The sequence below is a fragment of the Tardibacter chloracetimidivorans genome, from assembly GCF_001890385.1.
GTDB classification, from domain to species: Bacteria; Pseudomonadota; Alphaproteobacteria; order Sphingomonadales; family Sphingomonadaceae; genus Tardibacter; species Tardibacter chloracetimidivorans.
The window spans coordinates 2,415,246-2,433,584 of record NZ_CP018221.1; the positions used below are offsets into that span (position 1 = coordinate 2,415,246).

Below are 18,339 nucleotides of genomic sequence, written 5' to 3' on the forward strand. Positions count from 1 at the left end.
CAACAAGCTGTGGGGCGGCCGGTTCGCCGAAGGGCCGTCCGCTGTCATGCGTGAGATTAACGCCTCGATCCCGTTCGACAAGCGCTTGTGGAAGCAGGATTTGCGCGGCTCCGTCGCGCACTGCCAAATGCTGAAGGCAAAAGGCATCATCGACGCCGCCGACGCCGACATTATTCTTGACGGCCTTGCGAAGATCGAGGCCGAATATGAGGCGGGCGGGCTGGTCGAAAATCTCGCGCTTGAAGACATTCACATGCACGTCGAGTCGCGGCTGGCCGAGCTGATCGGCCCGGCGGCGGGCAGGCTGCACACCGCGCGCTCGCGCAACGATCAGGTGGCGACCGACTTTCGCCTGTGGGTGCGCGATTCGATCGACGCGATCACGGGCGGGCTGGAAGCCTATGCGCAGGCATTGCTGCGGCGGGCGGAGGAGCATGCGGATACCGTCATTCCGGGCTTTACCCATCTGCAGGTGGCGCAGCCGGTGACGCTGGGCCATCATCTGATGGCCTATCATGAAATGGCGCGCCGCGACCTTGGCCGCTTTGCCGATGCGCGGGCGCGGCTGAACGAATGCCCGCTTGGCGCGGCGGCGCTTGCCGGAACCGGCTTTCCGACCGACCGCTTCATGACGGCAAAGGCGCTTGGCTTCGACCGGCCGACCGCCAATTCGCTCGACAGCGTGTCGGATCGCGATTTCGCCATCGAGTTTCTGACCAGCGCCGTGCAGGCCTCGCTCCACCTGTCGCGGCTGGCCGAGGAGATCATCATCTGGGCGTCGCAGCCCTATGGCTTCGTCAAGCTGCCCGACAGCTATTCGACCGGCTCGTCGATCATGCCGCAGAAGCGCAACCCCGACGCGGCCGAGCTGGTGCGCGGCCATGCAGGCCGCATCCTTGGCTGCATGACGTCATTGATGGTGACGATGAAGGGCCTGCCGCTCGCCTATTCGAAGGACATGCAGGACGACAAGCCGCCGGTGTTCGAGGCCTATGACCTGCTGGCGCTCTCCATCGCCGCAATGACCGGCATGATCGACGAGATCGCCTTCGTGCCGGAGCGGATGCGGGCGGCGGCGGCAGGCGGCTTTTCCACCGCGACGGACCTTGCCGACTGGCTGGCGCGCGAGGCGGGCGTGCCCTTCCGGGAAGCGCATCACATCACCGGCCGCGCCGTGAAGGCCGCCGAGGACGCAGGCGTCATGCTGCCCGACCTTCCGCTAGAGACGCTGGCCGCCATCGACGCGCGCATCGACCGGCGCGTCTATGACGTGCTTTCCGTCGAAGCATCGGTGGCGAGCCGCAAGAGCCACGGCGGCACCGCGCCCGATCAGGTGCGCGCACGCATCGCCGAGGCGAAACAACAGTGGGAGAAGCGCTGATGCAGTCTCGCTGGCTTCTGGTCGCGGTGCTTGCGGCGACGCTGGCCGGATGTGGCGCAAAGCGCGGCCTGCAACCGCCCGGCGGCGAGGAGCCGCCCCTTCCGGTCGCAGCGAAGGCGCAGCCGACTTTCGAGGAAATGACCACACCACCGCCGCAGGCAGCTCCGGACCGGGTGAACGACCCCCTGCCCAGGTCGCAGCCGCGCCCCGACGACCGTTTCGACCTGCCCCCGCCGGGCTGAGGACCAGATGGACCATTTCGATTACCGCGACGGCGTTCTCCATGCCGAAGACGTGCCGCTCCCGGACCTGGCGGAGGCGGTGGGCACGCCCTTCTATTGCTATTCCACCGCCACGATCGAGCGCCATTTCAGGGTGTTCAGCGAGGCGCTGGCGGGTGTCGGCGTGGAGCCTCCGCTGATCGCCTATGCGGTAAAGGCCAATCCGAACAAGTCGGTGATCGCGACGCTGGCGGCATTGGGGGCAGGCGCGGATGTGGTGTCGATCGGCGAATTGCGCCGCGCGATGGCGGGCGGCGTTCCGGCCGATCGCATCGTCTTTTCGGGCGTCGGCAAGACCCGCGAGGAGCTGACCGAGGCGCTGTCGCTGGGCATCTTCCAGTTCAACCTGGAATCGGAGCCCGAGGCCGAAATGCTTTCCGAAGTGGCGGTGGCGCTGGGCAAGACCGCGCCCGTCTCCTTTCGCGTCAACCCCGATGTCGACGCGGGCACGCACAGGAAGATTTCCACCGGCAAGGCCGAGAACAAGTTCGGCGTTCCGATCAGCCGCGCGCTGGATGCCTATGCGCTCGCCGCCCGGCTTCCGGGGCTGGACCCGCTGGGGGTGGCGGTCCACATCGGAAGCCAGCTTACCCAGCTTGGCCCGATGGAAGCCGCCTTCGCGCGCGTCGGCGAGCTGATCGCCGAGCTTCGCGCCGCCGGGCACGACATACGCCGCGCCGATCTGGGCGGCGGGCTTGGCATTCCCTATGACCGGTCGAAGGCGGTTCCACCGCTTCCTTCCGCCTATGGCGAGATGGTGGCGCGCGTGACGCGGGACTGGGGCGTCCGCCTCACCTTCGAGCCGGGCCGCCTCATCGTGGGCAATGCGGGCGTGCTCGTTTCGCGCGTCATTCGGGTGAAGCAGGGGGAAACATCCAGCTTCATCATCGTTGATGCGGCGATGAACGACCTGATCCGCCCCACGCTCTACGAGGCGTGGCACGACATACTGGCGGTGGAGCCCCGGGAGGGACGGATCGCCGCAACCATCGTCGGCCCGGTCTGCGAGACGGGCGACACCTTTGCCGAGGACAGGCCGATTTCGCCCGTGGACGCGGGCGACCTGATCGCGTTCATGACGGCCGGGGCCTATGGGGCAACCATGGCGTCCACCTATAATTCAAGGCCGCTCGTCCCTGAGGTCGTTGTTTCGAAAGAGAAATGGGCGATTGTCCGTCCGCGCCCGCCGGTCGAGTCGATGATCGACGCCGATCTGCTGGCGCCCTGGCTCGCTGACAAGGGGTAATTCATGGACTTCAAGCCGGTTCGCAAGGCCGTATTCCCGGTGGGTGGCCTTGGCACCCGTTTTCTTCCAGCCACAAAGGCCATTCCGAAGGAAATGCTGACCGTGGTCGACAAGCCGCTCATCCAATATGCGGTGGAAGAAGCGATCGAAGCCGGCATCGAGCAGATCATCTTCGTCACCGGACGCGGCAAGTCGGCGCTCGAGGATCACTTCGACATCTCCTACGAGCTTGAATCGACGATGAAGGAGCGCGGAAAGTCGCTGGAGGCGATCGAGAGCATCCGGCAGAAGCCCGGATCGCCCGTCTATGTCCGCCAGCAGGAGCCGCTTGGCCTTGGCCACGCCGTCTGGTGCGCGCGCGAGATCGTGGGCGACGAGCCTTTCGCCGTCTTCCTGCCCGACGAGTTGATGGTCGGGACGCCGGGCTTCATGAAGCAGATGTGCGATGCCTATGCGCAGGTCGGCGGCAACGTCATTGGCGCGCTGGAAGTGGCCCCGGACGAAACCGACAAATATGGCATCATCTCGCCGGGCGAGCGCCACGGCAGGCTGGTGGAAGTGACCGCGCTGGTCGAAAAACCAGCGCGCGGCACCGCGCCTTCAAATCTGATGATCCCGGGCCGCTACATCCTCCAGCCCGAGGTGATGCGCGTATTGGAGCGGCAGGAAAAGGGCGCGGGCGGCGAAATCCAGCTTACCGACGCAATGGCCCAGCTGATCGGCAGGCAGCCCTTTCACGGCTTCACCTTCGACGGCCAGCGGCATGACTGTGGCGACAAGGCCGGCTTCATCCAGGCGAATATCGCGCTTGCGCTTGCGCGGCCCGACATCGCGCCTTCGGTCCGGTCGTTCATCGCGCGGCTGTAACGAGCGCGATTACTGGCTTCAGGCCGCCTCGCGATCCTCCGCCATCGCATCGGCAAGGCTCGTGCCGTCGAGGATTCGGGCGGTGTCGTCGCGGACGACCATCATCGCACGGCGGATCGCGCACGTCGCTTCATCCTCGCAGTCATTGCAGGGGCGATAGGCGGTGCGGCTGACGCAGGGCACCAGCGCCAGTGGCCCTTCGATCGTGCGGATGATGTCGCCAAAGGAAATCAGATGCGGCGGCCGCGCCAGCCGGAAACCGCCCATCTTGCCGCGAAAGCTCACGACCAGCCCCGCCTGCCGCAGATCGGTGAGGATCAGTTCCAGGAACTTGCGCGGCACATTGGCTTCGGCGGCGATGAAGTTCATCGAAACCGGGGCGGAATCGCCCGCCTTCGCCATCACCATGAGGGCGCGCAGGGCATATCGGGAACGCTGGGTAAGCATGGTGCAGATTTTCGCCTACGCCTGTGGCCGATTCGCCGCAAGCGATTCAAGCGATGCCGTTTAAATCCAGCCGGACGCGCGTGAAACTGCCTTGTCCCATTGTTGCATCATGGACACACGCCAGTCGTCGGTCCGCACCGGCCGCCACTGACGGTCCACGCCCAAAAGGCTGTCGGGCAGCGTCGCGCGATGCCAGAATCCGGTGGCGACGCCCGCCGCCCAGGCCGCCCCGAAGCAGCTCGTCTCGATCACCGAGGGACGGACGACGGGCAGTTCGATCAAATCGGCCTGGATCTGCATCAACAGCGCATTTGCCGTCATGCCGCCATCCACCTTCAGTTCGGTGAAGGGCTGGCCCGTGTCGGCGGCCATGGCCTCCACCAGCTCGGCCGTCTGGCAGGCGACCGCCTCCAGCGCCGCGCGGGCGAGATGTGCCTTGGTGACATAGCCGGTCAGGCCGGCGATGATTCCACGGGCATCGGGGCGCCAATGGGGAGCGAACAGCCCTGAAAAGGCGGGCACGACCACCGCACCGCCCGAATCCTCCACCGATTCAGCCAGCGATTCCACTTCGGCGGCCGTGTCGATGATCCCCAGATTGTCGCGCAGCCACTGGATCAGCGCCCCGGTGACGGCGATCGATCCCTCCAGCGCGAAGGCCGCCGGTTCGTCGCCCAGCCTGTACGCGATGGTGGTCACCAACCCGTGCCGCGAATGGACCGGGGCCTCGCCCGTATTCAAAAGCAGGAAATTGCCGGTCCCATAGGTGCATTTCGCCTGACCCGGCGACAGACAGCCCTGCCCGACGAGCGCCGCCTGCTGATCCCCAAGCGCGGCGGCGACGGGCACGCCCCAGAGCGTGTCCTGCGCATGACCATATACTTCGGACGAGGACCGGATTTCCGGAAGCATGGCGCGCGGCACATGAAAGGCGTCGAGCAGTTCCTCGTCCCAGTCCAGCGTGTCGAGGCTGACAAGCTGCGTGCGGTGCGCATTGGTGATATCGGTCAGGTGACGGCCGGTCAGCTTCCAGATCAGCCAGGAATCCATGGTGCCGGCGGCGATCCGGCCTGCCCTGGCAGCCTCCCGCGCCCCCGGCACGCCGTCGAGGATCAGCGCGATCTTGGCGGCGGAGAAATAGCTGGCGAGCGGCAGTCCCGTCTTTTGGCGGAAGCGGTCGCGGCCCAGCGCGTTCTCTTCGGCCAGCGCCGCCATGATCGGCTCGGTCCGCGTGTCCTGCCAGACGATGGCGTTATGGATCGGCCTGCCGGTCGCGCGATCCCACAGCACGCAGGTCTCGCGCTGGTTGGTGATTCCGATCGCAGCCAGCCCGTGGCGGCTGATCCCCGCGCGGGCAAGCGCGACATGCACGCAGTCGCGCACATTCTCCCAGATTTCGGCCGCGTCATGCTCCACCCAGCCCGGTCGGGGGAAGATCTGCCGGTGCTCCTTCTGGGCGACGGCGACGATCGCCGCCTTTTCGTCGAACAATATGCAGCGCGACGAGGTGGTGCCCTGGTCGATCGCCGCGACAAGGCGACGGGCGGCCGCCATGGCTATTGGAAAGCCACTTCAGCAAAACTTCTGAGCTTGCGCGAATGGAGCCTTTCCCGCTCCAGAGTCTTGAGCTTTTCCAGCGCCTTCAGCCCGATATCCAGATGCTGGCCCACGCGCTGCCGGTAGAACTCGCCCGCCATGCCGGCCAGCTTGATTTCCCCGTGAAGCGGCTTGTCGGAAATGCACAGCAGGGTGCCATAGGGCACGCGGAAGCGGAATCCATTGGCGGCGATGGCGGCCGATTCCATGTCAAGCGCTACGGCGCGCGACTGCGACAGCCGCCGGATGATAGCAGCGTGATCAGACAATTCCCAGTTGCGGTTGTCGACGCTTGCGACCGTGCCGGTCCGCATCACCCGCTTCAGCTCATAGCCCTGAAGTCCGCTCACCTCGCCCACCGCCTGCTCAAGTGCGACCTGCACCTCGGCCAGCGCCGGGATCGGCGCCCACAGCGGCAGGTCGTCGTCCAGCACATGGTCCTCGCGCACATAACCGTGCGCCAGCACATAATCGCCGAGCTTCTGCGTGTTCCGGAGCCCGGCGCAATGCCCAAGCATCAGCCAGGCGTGCGGACGCAGCACGGCGACATGATCGGTGATGTTGCGCGCGTTCGACGGTCCCGTGCCGATGTTGATCATGGTGATGCCGCCAAGGCCGGGTTCCACCAGATGATAGGCGGGCATCTGCGGCAGCCGTTCGGGCACGCTTCCTTCCGTGCCATGCTTGCGGGTGATGACGTTGCCCGGCTCCACGAAGCACTCGATGTCACCGGCAGCCACGCGGTCCTTCGCCATGCGGATAAAGGCGTCGATGTAGAACTGGTAGTTGGTGAAGATCACGAAGTTCTGGAAATGCGCCGGATCGGTGCCGGTATAGTGGATCAGCCGGTGCAGCGAATAATCCACCCGCGCCGCCTTGAACATGGCGAGCGGCTGCGGCGCGCCCGGCGGCGGCGCATAGGTGCCGTTGACGATCGTATCGTCCATCGCAGCAAGGTCGGGCACATCGAACAGGTCCCGCATCGGCGGGCCGTCATCCGTCATCGACGCGCGCAGCGACACCGTCTCGACGTTGATGTCATGGGCATAGGCGAAATGGACCGGGATCGGTTCGTCCGAAACGCCGATCTCCACCGGCACATTGTGATTTTCGATCAGAAGGCCGATCTGCTCGGTCAGGTAATTCTCGAAAAGGTCGGGCCGCGTCACCGTGGTCTGGTAGCTGCCCGGCCCGGAGACGAAACCGTAGGACAGGCGGGAATCGACCCGCGCATGGGTGGCAGTGCCGATCCTGACGAACGGATAGCAGGCGCGAACCCGGCCCTCCAGCGGCTGCCCGCGCAGATGCGCCTCGAACCGTTCCCGGAGAAAGGACGTGCCGCTGTCATGGATCGCTCGCAGCCGGGCAACGGCGGCGGCGGCATCGGTGAACGACTGGGTGGGAACAGGGTCGGGGACCAGGATTTTCGCGTCGCTCGGCATCTACGCCGATCATCTACCCCGGCGCGGCGGAGATCAAGCCTCGGCCTCATGCCCCCTCAAAACCTCGTACGCACCGATAGCCGGATGTCGCGTCCGGCAAGCGGTGCATGGTCCTTCAGGAAGGAAGCATGGCGGCGCGCGGCGACATCGAACAGGTTGTTGGCGGCAACCGTCAGGGTGATCCGGTCGCCCAGCGGCATCCATTGCACGGCGAGATTGGCGAGCGTGTAGGCTGCGGTCGGTGTCTCGTTCGCCGCCACGCGATCTTGCCGGGTCGCGTGCTCCACTTCCCCGCGCAGCGCCCAGACGTCGCCCTGCTTCAGCTCCAGCCCGCCCAAGAGGCGCAGCGGCGGGATGCGCGGCGCAGGCCCGACATCGCTCAACGTCGCGCGGACATAATCGGCAAGCGCGTCGGCCGACAGCGCCCAGTCGCCTAAGCTTGCAAGCGTGGCGGACCCCTGCGCTTCCACGCCCCAGTAGCGCGCCCTGCCCTGCACATATTGATAGACCGGAAGCTCGTCCTCCACCGCGCCGGTCGCGATCTGATCGATATAGTTGCTGAACCAGCTCTTGAAGGCGGACAGCTCCAGCGATGCGTTTTCGCCCTGATGCCGGACGAACAGCTCCGCGCCCCAGCTCCGCTCGCTCTTCAGCGACGGATCGCCGACCTCGAACGACTGTGTTCCGGCATGCGGCCCGTTGGCGAACAGCTCCTCGGCCGAAGGGGCGCGGGCGGAACGGCTGATGTTCACCCCTAGCCGCCATTGCGGCAACACCGCATAGCTTGCCCCGGCGGACCCTGAAAAAGTGGTGAAGCGGCGCTCAAGGTCGGGATTGCCGATGTCGGCGTCCGCGGCGGCGCTCAGGCTGCTGCGTTCGATCCGCGCGCCCGCTTCCACCTTCAGCGGGCCGCTCTGATAGTCCTGCACCGTGAACAGCCCATATTGCTGCGTCTCGTTGCGCGGCAGAAACTTTTCCTCGCCGACGATGCTCATGCTGCGCAGCATCAGCTGTGCACCAAGCGCCCCCTTCCATCCGCCCCGGTCGGCCTGCACCAGTTCGGCGCGGCCCTCCCAGCCTTCCGCCCTGAAAGTCGTTCCGATCTCGCCCGTCTCCTCAAGCTCATCGTGCCGGTAATCGGCAAAGCCGGCGCGCACCCTGAGGCTGTCGAGAAAGCCGCCCATCCGCACCTCGCCGCGCACATCCACGCGTGTCTGGCGCATGTCGATTCGCACATTGCCGTGCTCGTGGTGTTCCTCTTCCCCCTCCTCTTCGTGGTCGTGACCCTCCGGCTCCACCGAATAGCGGTTGGGGACGCCGTAAAGGCTGTCATAGCGGCTGACGGAAACACCCAGATTTCCGCCGTCGGTGATCAGCGACGCGCCTGCGCCCGCCGTCCAGGTGCGGCTGGCCGAATTGGGGAGCTTTCCTTTCAGATCGGCCAGTTCCTCGATCTCGGGGTCGCCGCTCGCCAGCGCCTCCGCCCGAAGCGCGGGCGACAGGATATAGCCGCCCGTGTCGAGATCCCCGGATTTGGAATAGCTGCCGTCGGCATGAAGCACCAGCTTGTCACCTACAGGCAGGTCCACCGCGCCGCTTGCCGTCCGTTCGTCGGCCGCCGAGCCATAGCTTCCGATCGCCTCGACGTGTACGACCTCGTCTGGCACGACACGGGGAATCCGCGCGTCCAGCACATTCACAACGCCGCCGATCGCCGACGAACCGAAGAGCAGCGCAGAGGGACCGCGCACCACCTCGATCCGCTCCGCCAGCAGCGGGTTGATGGCGACGGCATGGTCGACGCTGGTGTTCGACACGTCGAACGCGCCGATCCCGTCGGTCAGCACGCGCACCCGCTCCCCCTGAAAGCCGCGCAAAATCGGACGCGAGGCATTGGGCCCGAAGGAAGTCGCCGAGACGCCCGGCTGGCGCGCCAGCGTCTCCCCGATGGTCGACCGCATTTCGCGCGCGAGCGTTTCGCGAGTCAGCACGCTGACCGGCGTCAGGGAATCGATCCGGTCGCGAACGAAGGGCGCGGTGACGATGATCGTCTCCGACTGCACGGAATGGCCATGCACATCCCTTGCCGCGCCCGAAGGTTGCGCCGGGGAAGCTGCAGCAGCCGCAGCCGCCATGGACACAAGAAACGCCGCCATCGTCTGGCCCTCCATAAGTTTCGGCGGGCCTAGATGTAATGTTGTATCATGTCAACTGCGTAGGGACTTGTTCGCGTTTGTGGTTGCGGCGATATTGCGGTAAGATGAACGGAAGGGCGCAAATAGACCGAGCATAAGGTCCTGGCGTCGACATAGAGAGGATGGCGATGGACAAGATCGATATGATCGTTGAAACCGTCTGCGCGACCGGCGTACTGCTGGCGCCGTTCTGGCTCGGCTACAAGCTTATCCTCTGCATCATAAACTGATTGGCCGCTGGCGCCCCCTTGGGGGCGGCCGGGCTTACCCTTGGGCAAGGGGAGGAGGGCCGGAGGCGCGCAAGCGTCTCCGGCCGCGTCTTTTCAGGCCGCCGGACGGCGCGGCTCGCCCTCAATCTCCACCACCCGCGTGTAAAGATGCCAGGTCGCGTAGCCCAGCCACGGAAGGACGACCGCAAGGCCGATGAACACGGGAATGCTGCCCAGAAGCAGAAGCACCGCGACGATCAATCCCCATTTCAGCATGTTGACCGGATTGTGCGCGACGGCGCGCACCGATGTCGCCACCGCCGTGCCGACATCGACCGGCCGGTCGACCAGCATCGGAAAGGACATGGCGCTGACGGTGAGGACCAGCGCCGCAAAGGCGAGGCCCACCAGATTGCCCCCGACGATCATCGTCCAGCCTTCAGGCGTGGTGAACAGCAGGCTCATGAAACTGCCGATGCCCTGCGGGTCGAGCGACCCGAGCGTCATCTGATAGATCGTCCATGCCGCACCCAGCCACAGCAGGAACAGCACGGCGAGGAACACTGTCAGCGTGACGAGCGGCACAAAGCTGGGGCCCGAAAACACGTCGAAAAAATGCCGCCAGCTTGAATCGAGGCCCCGCTCGCGACGCCGGGCAAGCTCGTAGAAGCCGGCCGCCACCGCTGGACCCAGGATGGAAATGCCCGCCGCCAGCGGAAACACCACCGGCAGCAGCGAATAGCCAAGCGCCAGGACGGCGAGCATCAGCCCGATCACCGGATAGGCAAAGCCTATGATGATGATGTCGCCCCTTTTGTCCTTGAAGTCGTCCCATCCATCGGCCAACGCGCCGCGCAGATCGCTTCCCGTGATGTCGCGTATGTGTATCTGCGCGCTTGCGAGCGCGGGCTGGACATGTTGTGCTGGTGTCATTCAGGCGGCCTCCTCTGCCATGGGGCCGACAGGCCCCTTGTTACGCAAAGCGCCGGCCTTTCCTCGAACGAACGGGCTGGATCGCGGCAATCAAATCCGCCGTGCATTGGCACTCGAAACCGCCTGCGGCGCTTCCATCATCTTGCAGGCACCATACGCCGCAAACGGCCCCATTGACGGACAGGCGCTGCGGCAAGCCCTTAGTGGCCGGTTTTCCGACTATATGCGCTGACGGCCAAGGCCGCAATCGCCCATCGAGACGTCGCGAATGGCGGGTTCCTGACGTTTTTTCGGCAAAGCCATTGCGCATCGCAGCAATTTTTCGGATGTTGGACCTCAAGGCGGCGTCCGCTGGCTTGCGCTCTCTAAACCGGAACATCGCATGCACCATGAAACGCCATTGATCGGAACCATCGTCGTGGGACTGGTCGTGGCGTTCATTTTCGGCGCGCTGGCGCAACGGCTGCGCGTCTCTCCGGTCGCGGGCTATCTGTTCGCCGGTGTTGCGGTCGGCCCGTTCACCCCCGGCTTTGTCGCGGACCGCGAACTGGCGCTGGAACTGGCCGAGCTTGGCGTCATCCTGCTGATGTTCGGCGTCGGCCTTCACTTTTCGCTGCGCGACCTCCTGTCGGTCCGCAAGATCGCGGTGCCTGGGGCCATCGTTCAGATCACCGCGGCGACGCTGATGGGCATGGGTCTTGCCTGGGTGCTGGACTGGAGCATGCTCGCCGGATTCTTCTTCGGCCTGTCGCTGTCGGTGGCGAGCACCGTGGTTCTGCTGCGCGCGCTTCAGGCCCATAACCTGATCGAGACCGAGCGCGGACGCATCGCCACCGGCTGGCTGATCGTGGAAGACCTGGTGATGGTGCTTGCGCTGGTGCTTCTGCCCGCCATCGCGCAAATGGCGAACGATGGCGACGGATCGCCTGCCGCCCTGCTCTGGCCGTTCCTGCTGACCGCAGGCAAGGTGGCGGGCTTCATCGCCTTCGTGCTGATTGTCGGACGTCGGGTGATCCCCTGGGTGCTGCACTGGGTCGCGCACACCGGATCGCGCGAACTGTTTCGCCTCGCGGTGCTGGCAATCGCCCTTGGCGTCGCCTTCGGCGCTGCAAAGCTTTTCAACGTGTCGTTCGCGCTCGGCGCTTTCTTTGCCGGGATGATCCTTGGCGAGACGCGCCTCAGCCAGCGCGCGGCCGAAGAGACGCTGCCGCTGCGCGATGCATTCGCCGTGCTGTTCTTCGTTTCGGTGGGCATGCTCTTCAACCCCACGATCCTGATCGAACGGCCATGGTCGGTGCTCACCACCGTGCTCATCATCGTGGTGGGCAAGTCGATTGCCGCCTATGCGATCGTCCGCCTCTTCGCCCATCCGCACCGCACGGCGCTGACCGTCGCTGCAAGCCTCGCCCAGATCGGCGAGTTCTCCTTCATTCTGGCCGGGCTTGGCGTCGGGCTTGGCGTGATGCCCGAGGATGGACGCGACCTGATTCTGGCCGGCGCGATCCTGTCCATCCTGCTGCACCCGTTCATCGTTTCGGTGATCGAAAGGGAAAGGAAGGAGGCCGGAGGACTATCCGAAGCGCCCGCTCCGGCGTCTTCGGCGGAAGAGGCGCCCAATCCCCGGATCGTGCTGGTGGGCTACGGCCGCGTCGGGAGCCTTGTCGGCGCGGAACTGAAGGCGCGCGGACGTCCGTTCACCGTGATCGAGGAACGCGGCGACTTTGCCGATGCTGCGCGCAACGACGGCGCGGACGTGATCGTGGGCAACGCCGTCGACGACAAGGTCCTGCAATCGGCGAGGCTTGCGACCGCCGCCAAGCTGCTTGTCGCGATACCCGAAGGATATGACGCGGGACAGATCGTGCAGAAGGCGCGCGCCAGCCATCCGGACCTGACCATCGTCGCGCGCGCTCACTCGGAGGAAGAGGTGGAACACCTGAACCGGCTGGGCGCGCACAACGTCATCATGGGCGAGCGCGAGATCGCAACGAAGATGGTCAGCTATCTCGGCGCGCGTTGAGACGGCGCGATCTGGCTAGACGTCGAGATTGGCGACCGACAGCGCATTTTCCTGAATGAACTCGCGGCGCGGCTCCACCACATCGCCCATCAGCTTGGTGAAAATCTCGTCCGCGAGATCGGCCTGACCGATCTCCACCTGCAGCATCGAGCGGTTCGACTGATCGAGCGTGGTTTCCCAAAGCTGCTCGGCGTTCATTTCGCCCAGTCCCTTGTAGCGCTGGATCGACAAGCCCTTGCGCCCTGCCTCGAAAATCGCCTCCAGCAGTTCCGACGGAAGCCGAATCGTGCGTCCGGCAGACTGCTGCGGCGGCTGGCCCTCGCCGTCCTCGTCTTCCCTGGCCGCCGCCTGCTTGACTGTGACCAGCCGCGACGGCCGGGCGTAGCTTGCGGCTTCCTCGGCCGCCAGACCATGGAGCTTGCGCGCCTCGGCCGAAGCGAGGAACGGCAGATCGACCACATAATGATCGGTCACGCCCCGGTCGGCGCGGCTGAAATGATAGCCGTCCGCGACTGATTCGATCTGCCAGTCCGCAGCATCGCCAAACCATGCCACAAGCCGTTCGGCGGCGGCGCGGCGCGCGTCCTCGGCCGTGATCGCGGGATCGAGCCCGCCGGTCAGCGCCAGCGCTTCCAGCAGCCGCGCGTCATAGCGGCGCGGCGCATAGGTCATCAGCGTGCGGAAGCGGCGCGCATGATCGACAAGCGTGCGCAGATCCGCGCCCGACCGGCTGCCCTCGGCCGTCTCCAGCACCAGCCCGCCGATGCCCGCATCCACCAGATACTGGTCCAGCGCGGCATTGTCCTTGAGATAGACCTCCGATCGCCCGCGCGCGACCTTGTAGAGCGGCGGCTGCGCGATATAGATATGGCCCGCGCGGATCAGCTCGGGCATCTGCCGGTAAAAGAAGGTCAGCAGCAGCGTGCGGATATGCGCCCCGTCGACGTCGGCGTCGGTCATGATGATGACCTTGTGATAGCGCAGCTTTTCCAGGTTGAAATCGTCCCGGCCGATTCCGGTGCCAAGCGCCTGGATCAGCGTCCCGATTTCCTTGGATGACAGCATCCGGTCGAACCGGGCACGCTCCACGTTCAGGATCTTGCCCTTCAGCGGCAGGATCGCCTGCGTCTTGCGGTCGCGGCCCTGCTTGGCGGAACCGCCTGCGGAATCGCCCTCCACCAGGAAAAGCTCGCACTTGCTGGGATCGCGCTCCTGGCAATCGGCGAGCTTGCCCGGCAGGGAGGCGATGTCCATCACGCCCTTGCGCCGGGTCAGTTCGCGCGCCTTGCGGGCGGCTTCGCGCGCGGCGGCGGCGTCGATCACCTTGTGGATGATCGAACGCGCGTGGCCCGGGTTTTCCTCAAGCCATTCGGCAAGCTTGTCCGCCATCAGGCTTTCCAGCGGCTGGCGCACCTCCGAGGATACCAGCTTGTCCTTGGTCTGGCTGCTGAACTTGGGGTCGGGCAGCTTGACCGAGACGATGGCGGTCAGCCCTTCGCGCATGTCGTCGCCGGTGAGGGAAACCTTTTCCTTCTTCAACGCCCCCGATTTTTCGGCATAGTTGTTGAGCGTGCGGGTCAGCGCCGCGCGAAAGGCCGCCAGATGGGTGCCGCCGTCGCGCTGCGGGATGTTGTTGGTGAAGCAGAGGACCTGCTCGTAATAGCTGTCGTTCCATTCCAGCGCGACATCGATGCCCACCTCGTCGCGGTGACCGTGAATGGCGACCGGCTCCGGCATCAGCGGCGTCTTGGCGCGGTCGAGGTATTTCACGAAGGCCGCGATGCCGCCCTCGTAGTACAGCTCCACTTCCTTCCGCTCGGCGTGGCGCGCGTCGATCAGGAACAGCCGCACGCCCGAATTGAGGAACGCCAGCTCGCGATAGCGGTGCTCCAGCTTTTCGAAATCGAACTCGGTGATCTTGAAGGTGGCGGGACTGGGAAAGAACGTCACCTGCGTGCCGCGCTTGTCGTTTGCAGGGCCGACCACCTTCAGCGGCGCTTCGGCGTCGCCCCGGCGGAAGCGCATGTAATGCTCCTCGCCGTCGCGCCAGATGCGCAGGTCCAGCCAGTCGGACAGCGCGTTCACCACCGAGACGCCAACGCCGTGGAGGCCGCCCGACACCTTGTAGGCGTTGCTGTCGGACGTGTTCTCGAACTTACCGCCCGCGTGGAGCTGGGTCATGATGACTTCGGCCGCCGACACGCCTTCCCCGGCGTGGATGCCGGTAGGAATGCCGCGCCCGTTGTCCTCGACCGTCACCGACCCATCGGGGTTGAGGATGATGAGGATGCGGTCGCAATGCCCGGCCAGCGCCTCGTCGATGGCGTTGTCGGAAACCTCGAACACCATATGGTGGAGGCCCGATCCGTCGTCGGTGTCGCCGATGTACATGCCGGGGCGTTTGCGCACGGCATCCAGGCCCTTCAGGACCTTGATGGAATCGGCGCCATAATCGTTGTTCTGGGGTGCTTCGCTTGCCATGCCCAGCATATAGCCGGACGTTCACCAAAACCAAAGCATTAGAAGCATCGCCCGCCGTGCGGCAGAGTCGGTGTTCCACAATGGAACAAAGGGCGAAAATCCCTTAAAATTAACCATTTGCTATGAGTTAACCATTATTACCAGCCCCGGGGTCGAACATTCCTTTTCGGGGTTTTTGATATGACGCGTCCATTAAGCGCCTGGATTGCAGCGACGGCCGCCCTGCTGGTGACCGCAACGCCCGCGAGCGCGAACGAACTTGTCACCAACGGTGGCTTTGAAAGCGATTTCACCGGCTGGCTGCTGAGCGGCAGCGCCGATTATGCGGGCGTCGGCGGCGGCATGGTGAACAGCGGCGCAAACGCCGCCTATTTCGGGCCGGTCGGAGCCACCGCATCGATCAGCCAGGTGCTGAACACCGTCGCGGGGCAAAGCTATGACGTGTCCTTCTACCTCCAGAACAGCGGTGCGGGCACGAACAGCTTCGACGTGTTCTTCGGCGGCGGGGCGGCGCAGATCAGCTATGTCGATGCGCTCGCAATGCCGTGGACGAGATTGTCGTTCACCGGAACCGCGGTGTCCGATCTGACGACGCTGGTGTTCAGCTTCAGGCACGATCCGTCCTTTTACTATCTGGACGATGTGTCGGTGCAGTCCATCGCGCCGCCCGCCGCCGCCATTCCGGAACCGGCGAGCTGGGCGATGATGATCGCGGGCTTCGGAATGACCGGGCTTGCGCTCCGCCGCCGGGCGCGGCGGCCCTTCAGCCAGCTTCTATCCGGCCGCCGCTGACCGCCCAGGCCCGGGCATCCGGGGCGGCTTCGAACAACGCCGCCTCGGTCCCCGTCATCCACACCTGCCCGCCACCGGCGGCCAGCCTTTCGAACAGGGCGGAGCGACGGCGCGGGTCCAGATGGGCGGCCACTTCGTCCAGCAGCAGCACGGGGCGACGCCCGGCCAGCTCGGCTACGAGATCGGCGTGCGCCAGCACCATCCCGAGCAGCAGCGCCTTCTGTTCACCCGTGGAGCAGCGGGCGGCCGGCTGATCCTTGTCCAGATGCGTGACGTCCAGATCGGTGCGGTGCGGGCCTATGGTGGTGCGCCCGGCGGCGATATCGGCGGGACGCGACGCCGCAAGCGCCCTTTTGAGCGCCATTTCCATGTCGTCCGTGTCGGGCCGCCATCCGGCAAGCGCCACGCCGGCGCGGGCGAAGGGGCCCTCGGGCTGATCGGCGAGCCGGACAGCGAGCGCGCTGACGGTGCGTTCGCGCGCGGCCGCAACCGTAGCGCCATGTTCGGCCATCTGCGCCTCAAGCGCCGACAGCCATGCCGCATCGGCGGGCTCGTCGCCTGCGAGAAGGCGATTTCGCGCGCGCATTGCGGCCTCATAGCGCGCGCTGTGCGTCGCATGGCCGGGCTCCAGCGCAAGCGTCAGCCGGTCCAGGAAACGGCGGCGGGCGGACGCCCCCTCGGTGAACAGCCGGTCCATGGCGGGCGTCAGCCACAGCACCGAAAGCCATTCGCCAAGCGAGGTCAGCGCGGCCGCCGCACCGTTGATGCGAAGCTGGCGGCGCTCCGCCGCGCCGGCTGAGGTGCCGGTGCCGATCTCCACTGTGCCGCCTTCCGCCGCAAGCGAGGCCGCCACCGCGAATCCGCCGGGGCCGGGCGACCGGGCCATTTCGCCAAGCGTCGCCTGGCGAAGGCCGCGACCGGGCGCAAGGAGCGAAACCGCCTCCAGCACATTGGTCTTGCCCGCGCCGTTCTCTCCGGTGAGCACGTTCAGGCCCGCGCCCGGCACGATCACCGCATCGGCATAGGACCGGAAATTGGAAAGCGAGAGGCGGGCGACATGAACCATCGCCGCCTTCCTACACGAAATCGGCTGAGGAAAACCCCGGCAGCGCTTCAGTCAGCGCGAGCGCCAGCCGGAACCGGCCGCAGCGAGAGCGGCCGAATCACACCCGCATCGGCATAAGCACATAGAGCGCCGGGCTTTTCTCGCCTTCGCGGATCAGCGTCGGCGCGGCCGCATCGGCAAGGTGGACTTCCACCTCCTCGCTTTCGATCTGGCCCAATATGTCCATCAGATAACGGGCGTTGAAGCCGATCTCGAACGGCTCGGACGCATAGACGGCGGCGACCTCTTCCTCCGCGCGGCCGTTTTCGGGCGACGTCACCGACAGCGTCACCTTGTCGCGATCCAGCGCCAGCTTCACCGCCCGCGTCTTTTCGCTGGCGATGGTCGACACGCGATCGACGCCGTTCGACAGGCTTTTCGAATCGATCCTGAGCAGCCGGTCGTTCGCGGTGGGGATGACGCGCGAATAATCGGGGAAGGTGCCGTCGATCAGCTTCGAGGTCAGCACCGCGCCGCCAAGCGAGAACCGGATCTTCGACGATGAAAGGGAGATTTCGACGTCGCCGTCCGCCTCGTCCACCAGCTTCCTCAGTTCGGCCACGCATTTGCGCGGCACGATGACGTCGGGCATTCCGGCCGCGCCCTGCGGCTGCGGCACGGTGACGCGGGCGAGGCGGTGACCATCGGTGGCGGCCGCCCTCAGGACCGGCTGTCCCCCTTCTTCCGACACGTGCACGAAGATGCCGTTCAGATAATAGCGCGTTTCCTCGCTGGAAATCGCAAAGCGCGTCTTGTCGATGATCTGGCGCAGCACCGCCACCGGCAGGGTGAAGTGGGTGGGCAGCTCCCCTTCCGCGATCACCGGAAAATCATCGCGCGGCAGCGTTGCGAGGTTGAAGCGCGCGCGCCCCGCGACCACCGTCATCTTGCCCTCGGCCACGGTCAGTTCCACCTGCGCGCCTTCCGGCAGCTTGCGGACGATGTCGAACAGCGTGTGGGCGGAAACCGTGGTCGCGCCCGGCTGATCGACATGGGCCGTGGCCGACTCCACGATCTGGAGATCGAGATCGGTCGCCATCAGCCTCAGCCCGCTTGCGCCGGACACCGGATCGCCGCTGGCTTCGATCAGCACGTTCGACAGGATCGGGATGGTGTTCCTGCGTTCAACCACGGACTGCACATGGCCCAGGCTCTTGAGCAAAGTCGCCCGCTCGATCGTTGCCTTCATTTCCGTCTTCTTGCCCCACAAGAGAAGTCTTCGGCGCGACTATAGCGGCCTTCGCGCCGCCCGCCAGTGGGTAAGCGCAGGAAAAGGGCAGGCACATGCGCTCCGGCCCCATCTTTTGAACGAAGGGGATGTTGCGCCAGCGCCGCATCCGCCGC

The 18,339-nt window shown here is 65.6% G+C and carries 14 protein-coding genes; 6 read left to right on the top strand and 8 right to left on the bottom strand.

Annotated features, from left to right (window positions below):
• Positions 1-7: 7 nt before the first annotated feature.
• The 4 genes from argH to galU are packed head-to-tail and all read left to right on the top strand — an operon-like array spanning position 8 to position 3,775.
• On the top strand, positions 8-1,381 hold the full coding sequence (argH, locus tag BSL82_RS12450) for an argininosuccinate lyase (protein WP_072598774.1): 1,374 nt from the start codon (positions 8-10) through the stop codon (positions 1,379-1,381).
• On the top strand, positions 1,381-1,623 hold the full coding sequence (locus BSL82_RS12455; protein ID WP_072597801.1) for a hypothetical protein: 243 nt from the start codon (positions 1,381-1,383) through the stop codon (positions 1,621-1,623). The genes argH and BSL82_RS12455 overlap by 1 nt, the downstream gene beginning before the upstream one ends.
• Before the next feature lie 7 nt (positions 1,624-1,630).
• Positions 1,631-2,908, top strand: coding sequence for a diaminopimelate decarboxylase (lysA, locus tag BSL82_RS12460; protein ID WP_072597802.1), 1,278 nt, complete (start codon positions 1,631-1,633; stop codon positions 2,906-2,908).
• 3 nt (positions 2,909-2,911) lie between these two features.
• The gene (galU, locus tag BSL82_RS12465) at positions 2,912-3,775 is read left to right on the top strand and encodes a UTP--glucose-1-phosphate uridylyltransferase GalU (RefSeq protein WP_072597803.1); all 864 of its coding nucleotides are present in this window, start codon (positions 2,912-2,914) and stop codon (positions 3,773-3,775) included.
• A gap of 18 nt (positions 3,776-3,793) precedes the next feature.
• On the opposite strand, the gene BSL82_RS12470 is transcribed toward galU, so the two are convergent.
• From BSL82_RS12470 to BSL82_RS12490, 5 genes are all read right to left on the bottom strand, one after another.
• Positions 3,794-4,222, bottom strand: coding sequence for an Rrf2 family transcriptional regulator (locus BSL82_RS12470; RefSeq protein WP_072597804.1), 429 nt, complete (start codon positions 4,220-4,222; stop codon positions 3,794-3,796).
• Positions 4,223-4,282: 60 nt separating this feature from the next.
• A complete protein-coding gene (gene glpK, locus BSL82_RS12475; protein WP_072597805.1) occupies positions 4,283-5,776 on the bottom strand; it encodes a glycerol kinase GlpK in 1,494 nt (497 codons plus the stop codon).
• Between the two features lie 2 nt (positions 5,777-5,778).
• A complete protein-coding gene (locus BSL82_RS12480) occupies positions 5,779-7,260 on the bottom strand; it encodes an AMP nucleosidase (RefSeq protein ID WP_072597806.1) in 1,482 nt (493 codons plus the stop codon).
• 56 nt (positions 7,261-7,316) lie between these two features.
• Positions 7,317-9,416 (bottom strand): TonB-dependent receptor, encoded by a 2,100-nt coding sequence (locus tag BSL82_RS12485; RefSeq protein ID WP_226998457.1) that lies wholly within the window; start codon positions 9,414-9,416, stop codon positions 7,317-7,319.
• A gap of 362 nt (positions 9,417-9,778) precedes the next feature.
• Complete coding sequence (locus BSL82_RS12490; RefSeq protein WP_072597808.1) at positions 9,779-10,597, bottom strand: DUF2189 domain-containing protein; 819 nt, start codon at positions 10,595-10,597, stop codon at positions 9,779-9,781.
• A 382-nt stretch (positions 10,598-10,979) separates the two neighbouring features.
• On the opposite strand from BSL82_RS12490, the gene ybaL reads away from it, so the two are divergent.
• The gene (gene ybaL / locus BSL82_RS12495) at positions 10,980-12,617 is read left to right on the top strand and encodes a YbaL family putative K(+) efflux transporter (protein WP_072597809.1); all 1,638 of its coding nucleotides are present in this window, start codon (positions 10,980-10,982) and stop codon (positions 12,615-12,617) included.
• A 15-nt stretch (positions 12,618-12,632) separates the two neighbouring features.
• On the opposite strand, the gene gyrB is transcribed toward ybaL, so the two are convergent.
• A complete protein-coding gene (gyrB, locus tag BSL82_RS12500; RefSeq protein ID WP_158010883.1) occupies positions 12,633-15,107 on the bottom strand; it encodes a DNA topoisomerase (ATP-hydrolyzing) subunit B in 2,475 nt (824 codons plus the stop codon).
• A 171-nt stretch (positions 15,108-15,278) separates the two neighbouring features.
• Here gyrB and BSL82_RS21095 point away from each other — a divergent pair, with 171 nt between their 5' ends.
• A complete protein-coding gene (locus BSL82_RS21095) occupies positions 15,279-15,890 on the top strand; it encodes a PEPxxWA-CTERM sorting domain-containing protein (RefSeq protein ID WP_072597810.1) in 612 nt (203 codons plus the stop codon).
• Here the strand turns inward: BSL82_RS21095 and recF are convergent.
• Complete coding sequence (gene recF / locus BSL82_RS12510; protein ID WP_072597811.1) at positions 15,862-16,956, bottom strand: DNA replication/repair protein RecF; 1,095 nt, start codon at positions 16,954-16,956, stop codon at positions 15,862-15,864. The genes BSL82_RS21095 and recF overlap by 29 nt on opposite strands.
• Positions 16,957-17,053: 97 nt before the next feature.
• Positions 17,054-18,184: a DNA polymerase III subunit beta gene (gene dnaN / locus BSL82_RS12515; RefSeq protein WP_072597812.1), complete on the bottom strand. Its 1,131-nt coding sequence runs from the start codon at positions 18,182-18,184 to the stop codon at positions 17,054-17,056.
• Positions 18,185-18,339: the final 155 nt, after the last annotated feature.

Coding starts and splice junctions, on each gene's coding strand:
- BSL82_RS12455 (WP_072597801.1), top strand. CDS start 1,381: ATGCAGTCTCGCTGGCTTCTGGTCGCGGTGCTTGCGGCGACGCTGGCC.
- lysA (WP_072597802.1), top strand. CDS start 1,631: ATGGACCATTTCGATTACCGCGACGGCGTTCTCCATGCCGAAGACGTG.
- galU (WP_072597803.1), top strand. CDS start 2,912: ATGGACTTCAAGCCGGTTCGCAAGGCCGTATTCCCGGTGGGTGGCCTT.
- BSL82_RS12470 (WP_072597804.1), bottom strand. CDS start 4,222: ATGCTTACCCAGCGTTCCCGATATGCCCTGCGCGCCCTCATGGTGATG.
- glpK (WP_072597805.1), bottom strand. CDS start 5,776: ATGGCGGCCGCCCGTCGCCTTGTCGCGGCGATCGACCAGGGCACCACC.
- BSL82_RS12480 (WP_072597806.1), bottom strand. CDS start 7,260: ATGCCGAGCGACGCGAAAATCCTGGTCCCCGACCCTGTTCCCACCCAG.
- BSL82_RS12485 (WP_226998457.1), bottom strand. CDS start 9,416: ATGGCGGCGTTTCTTGTGTCCATGGCGGCTGCGGCTGCTGCAGCTTCC.
- BSL82_RS12490 (WP_072597808.1), bottom strand. CDS start 10,597: ATGACACCAGCACAACATGTCCAGCCCGCGCTCGCAAGCGCGCAGATA.
- ybaL (WP_072597809.1), top strand. CDS start 10,980: ATGCACCATGAAACGCCATTGATCGGAACCATCGTCGTGGGACTGGTC.
- gyrB (WP_158010883.1), bottom strand. CDS start 15,107: ATGCTGGGCATGGCAAGCGAAGCACCCCAGAACAACGATTATGGCGCC.
- BSL82_RS21095 (WP_072597810.1), top strand. CDS start 15,279: ATGACGCGTCCATTAAGCGCCTGGATTGCAGCGACGGCCGCCCTGCTG.
- recF (WP_072597811.1), bottom strand. CDS start 16,956: ATGGTTCATGTCGCCCGCCTCTCGCTTTCCAATTTCCGGTCCTATGCC.
- dnaN (WP_072597812.1), bottom strand. CDS start 18,184: ATGAAGGCAACGATCGAGCGGGCGACTTTGCTCAAGAGCCTGGGCCAT.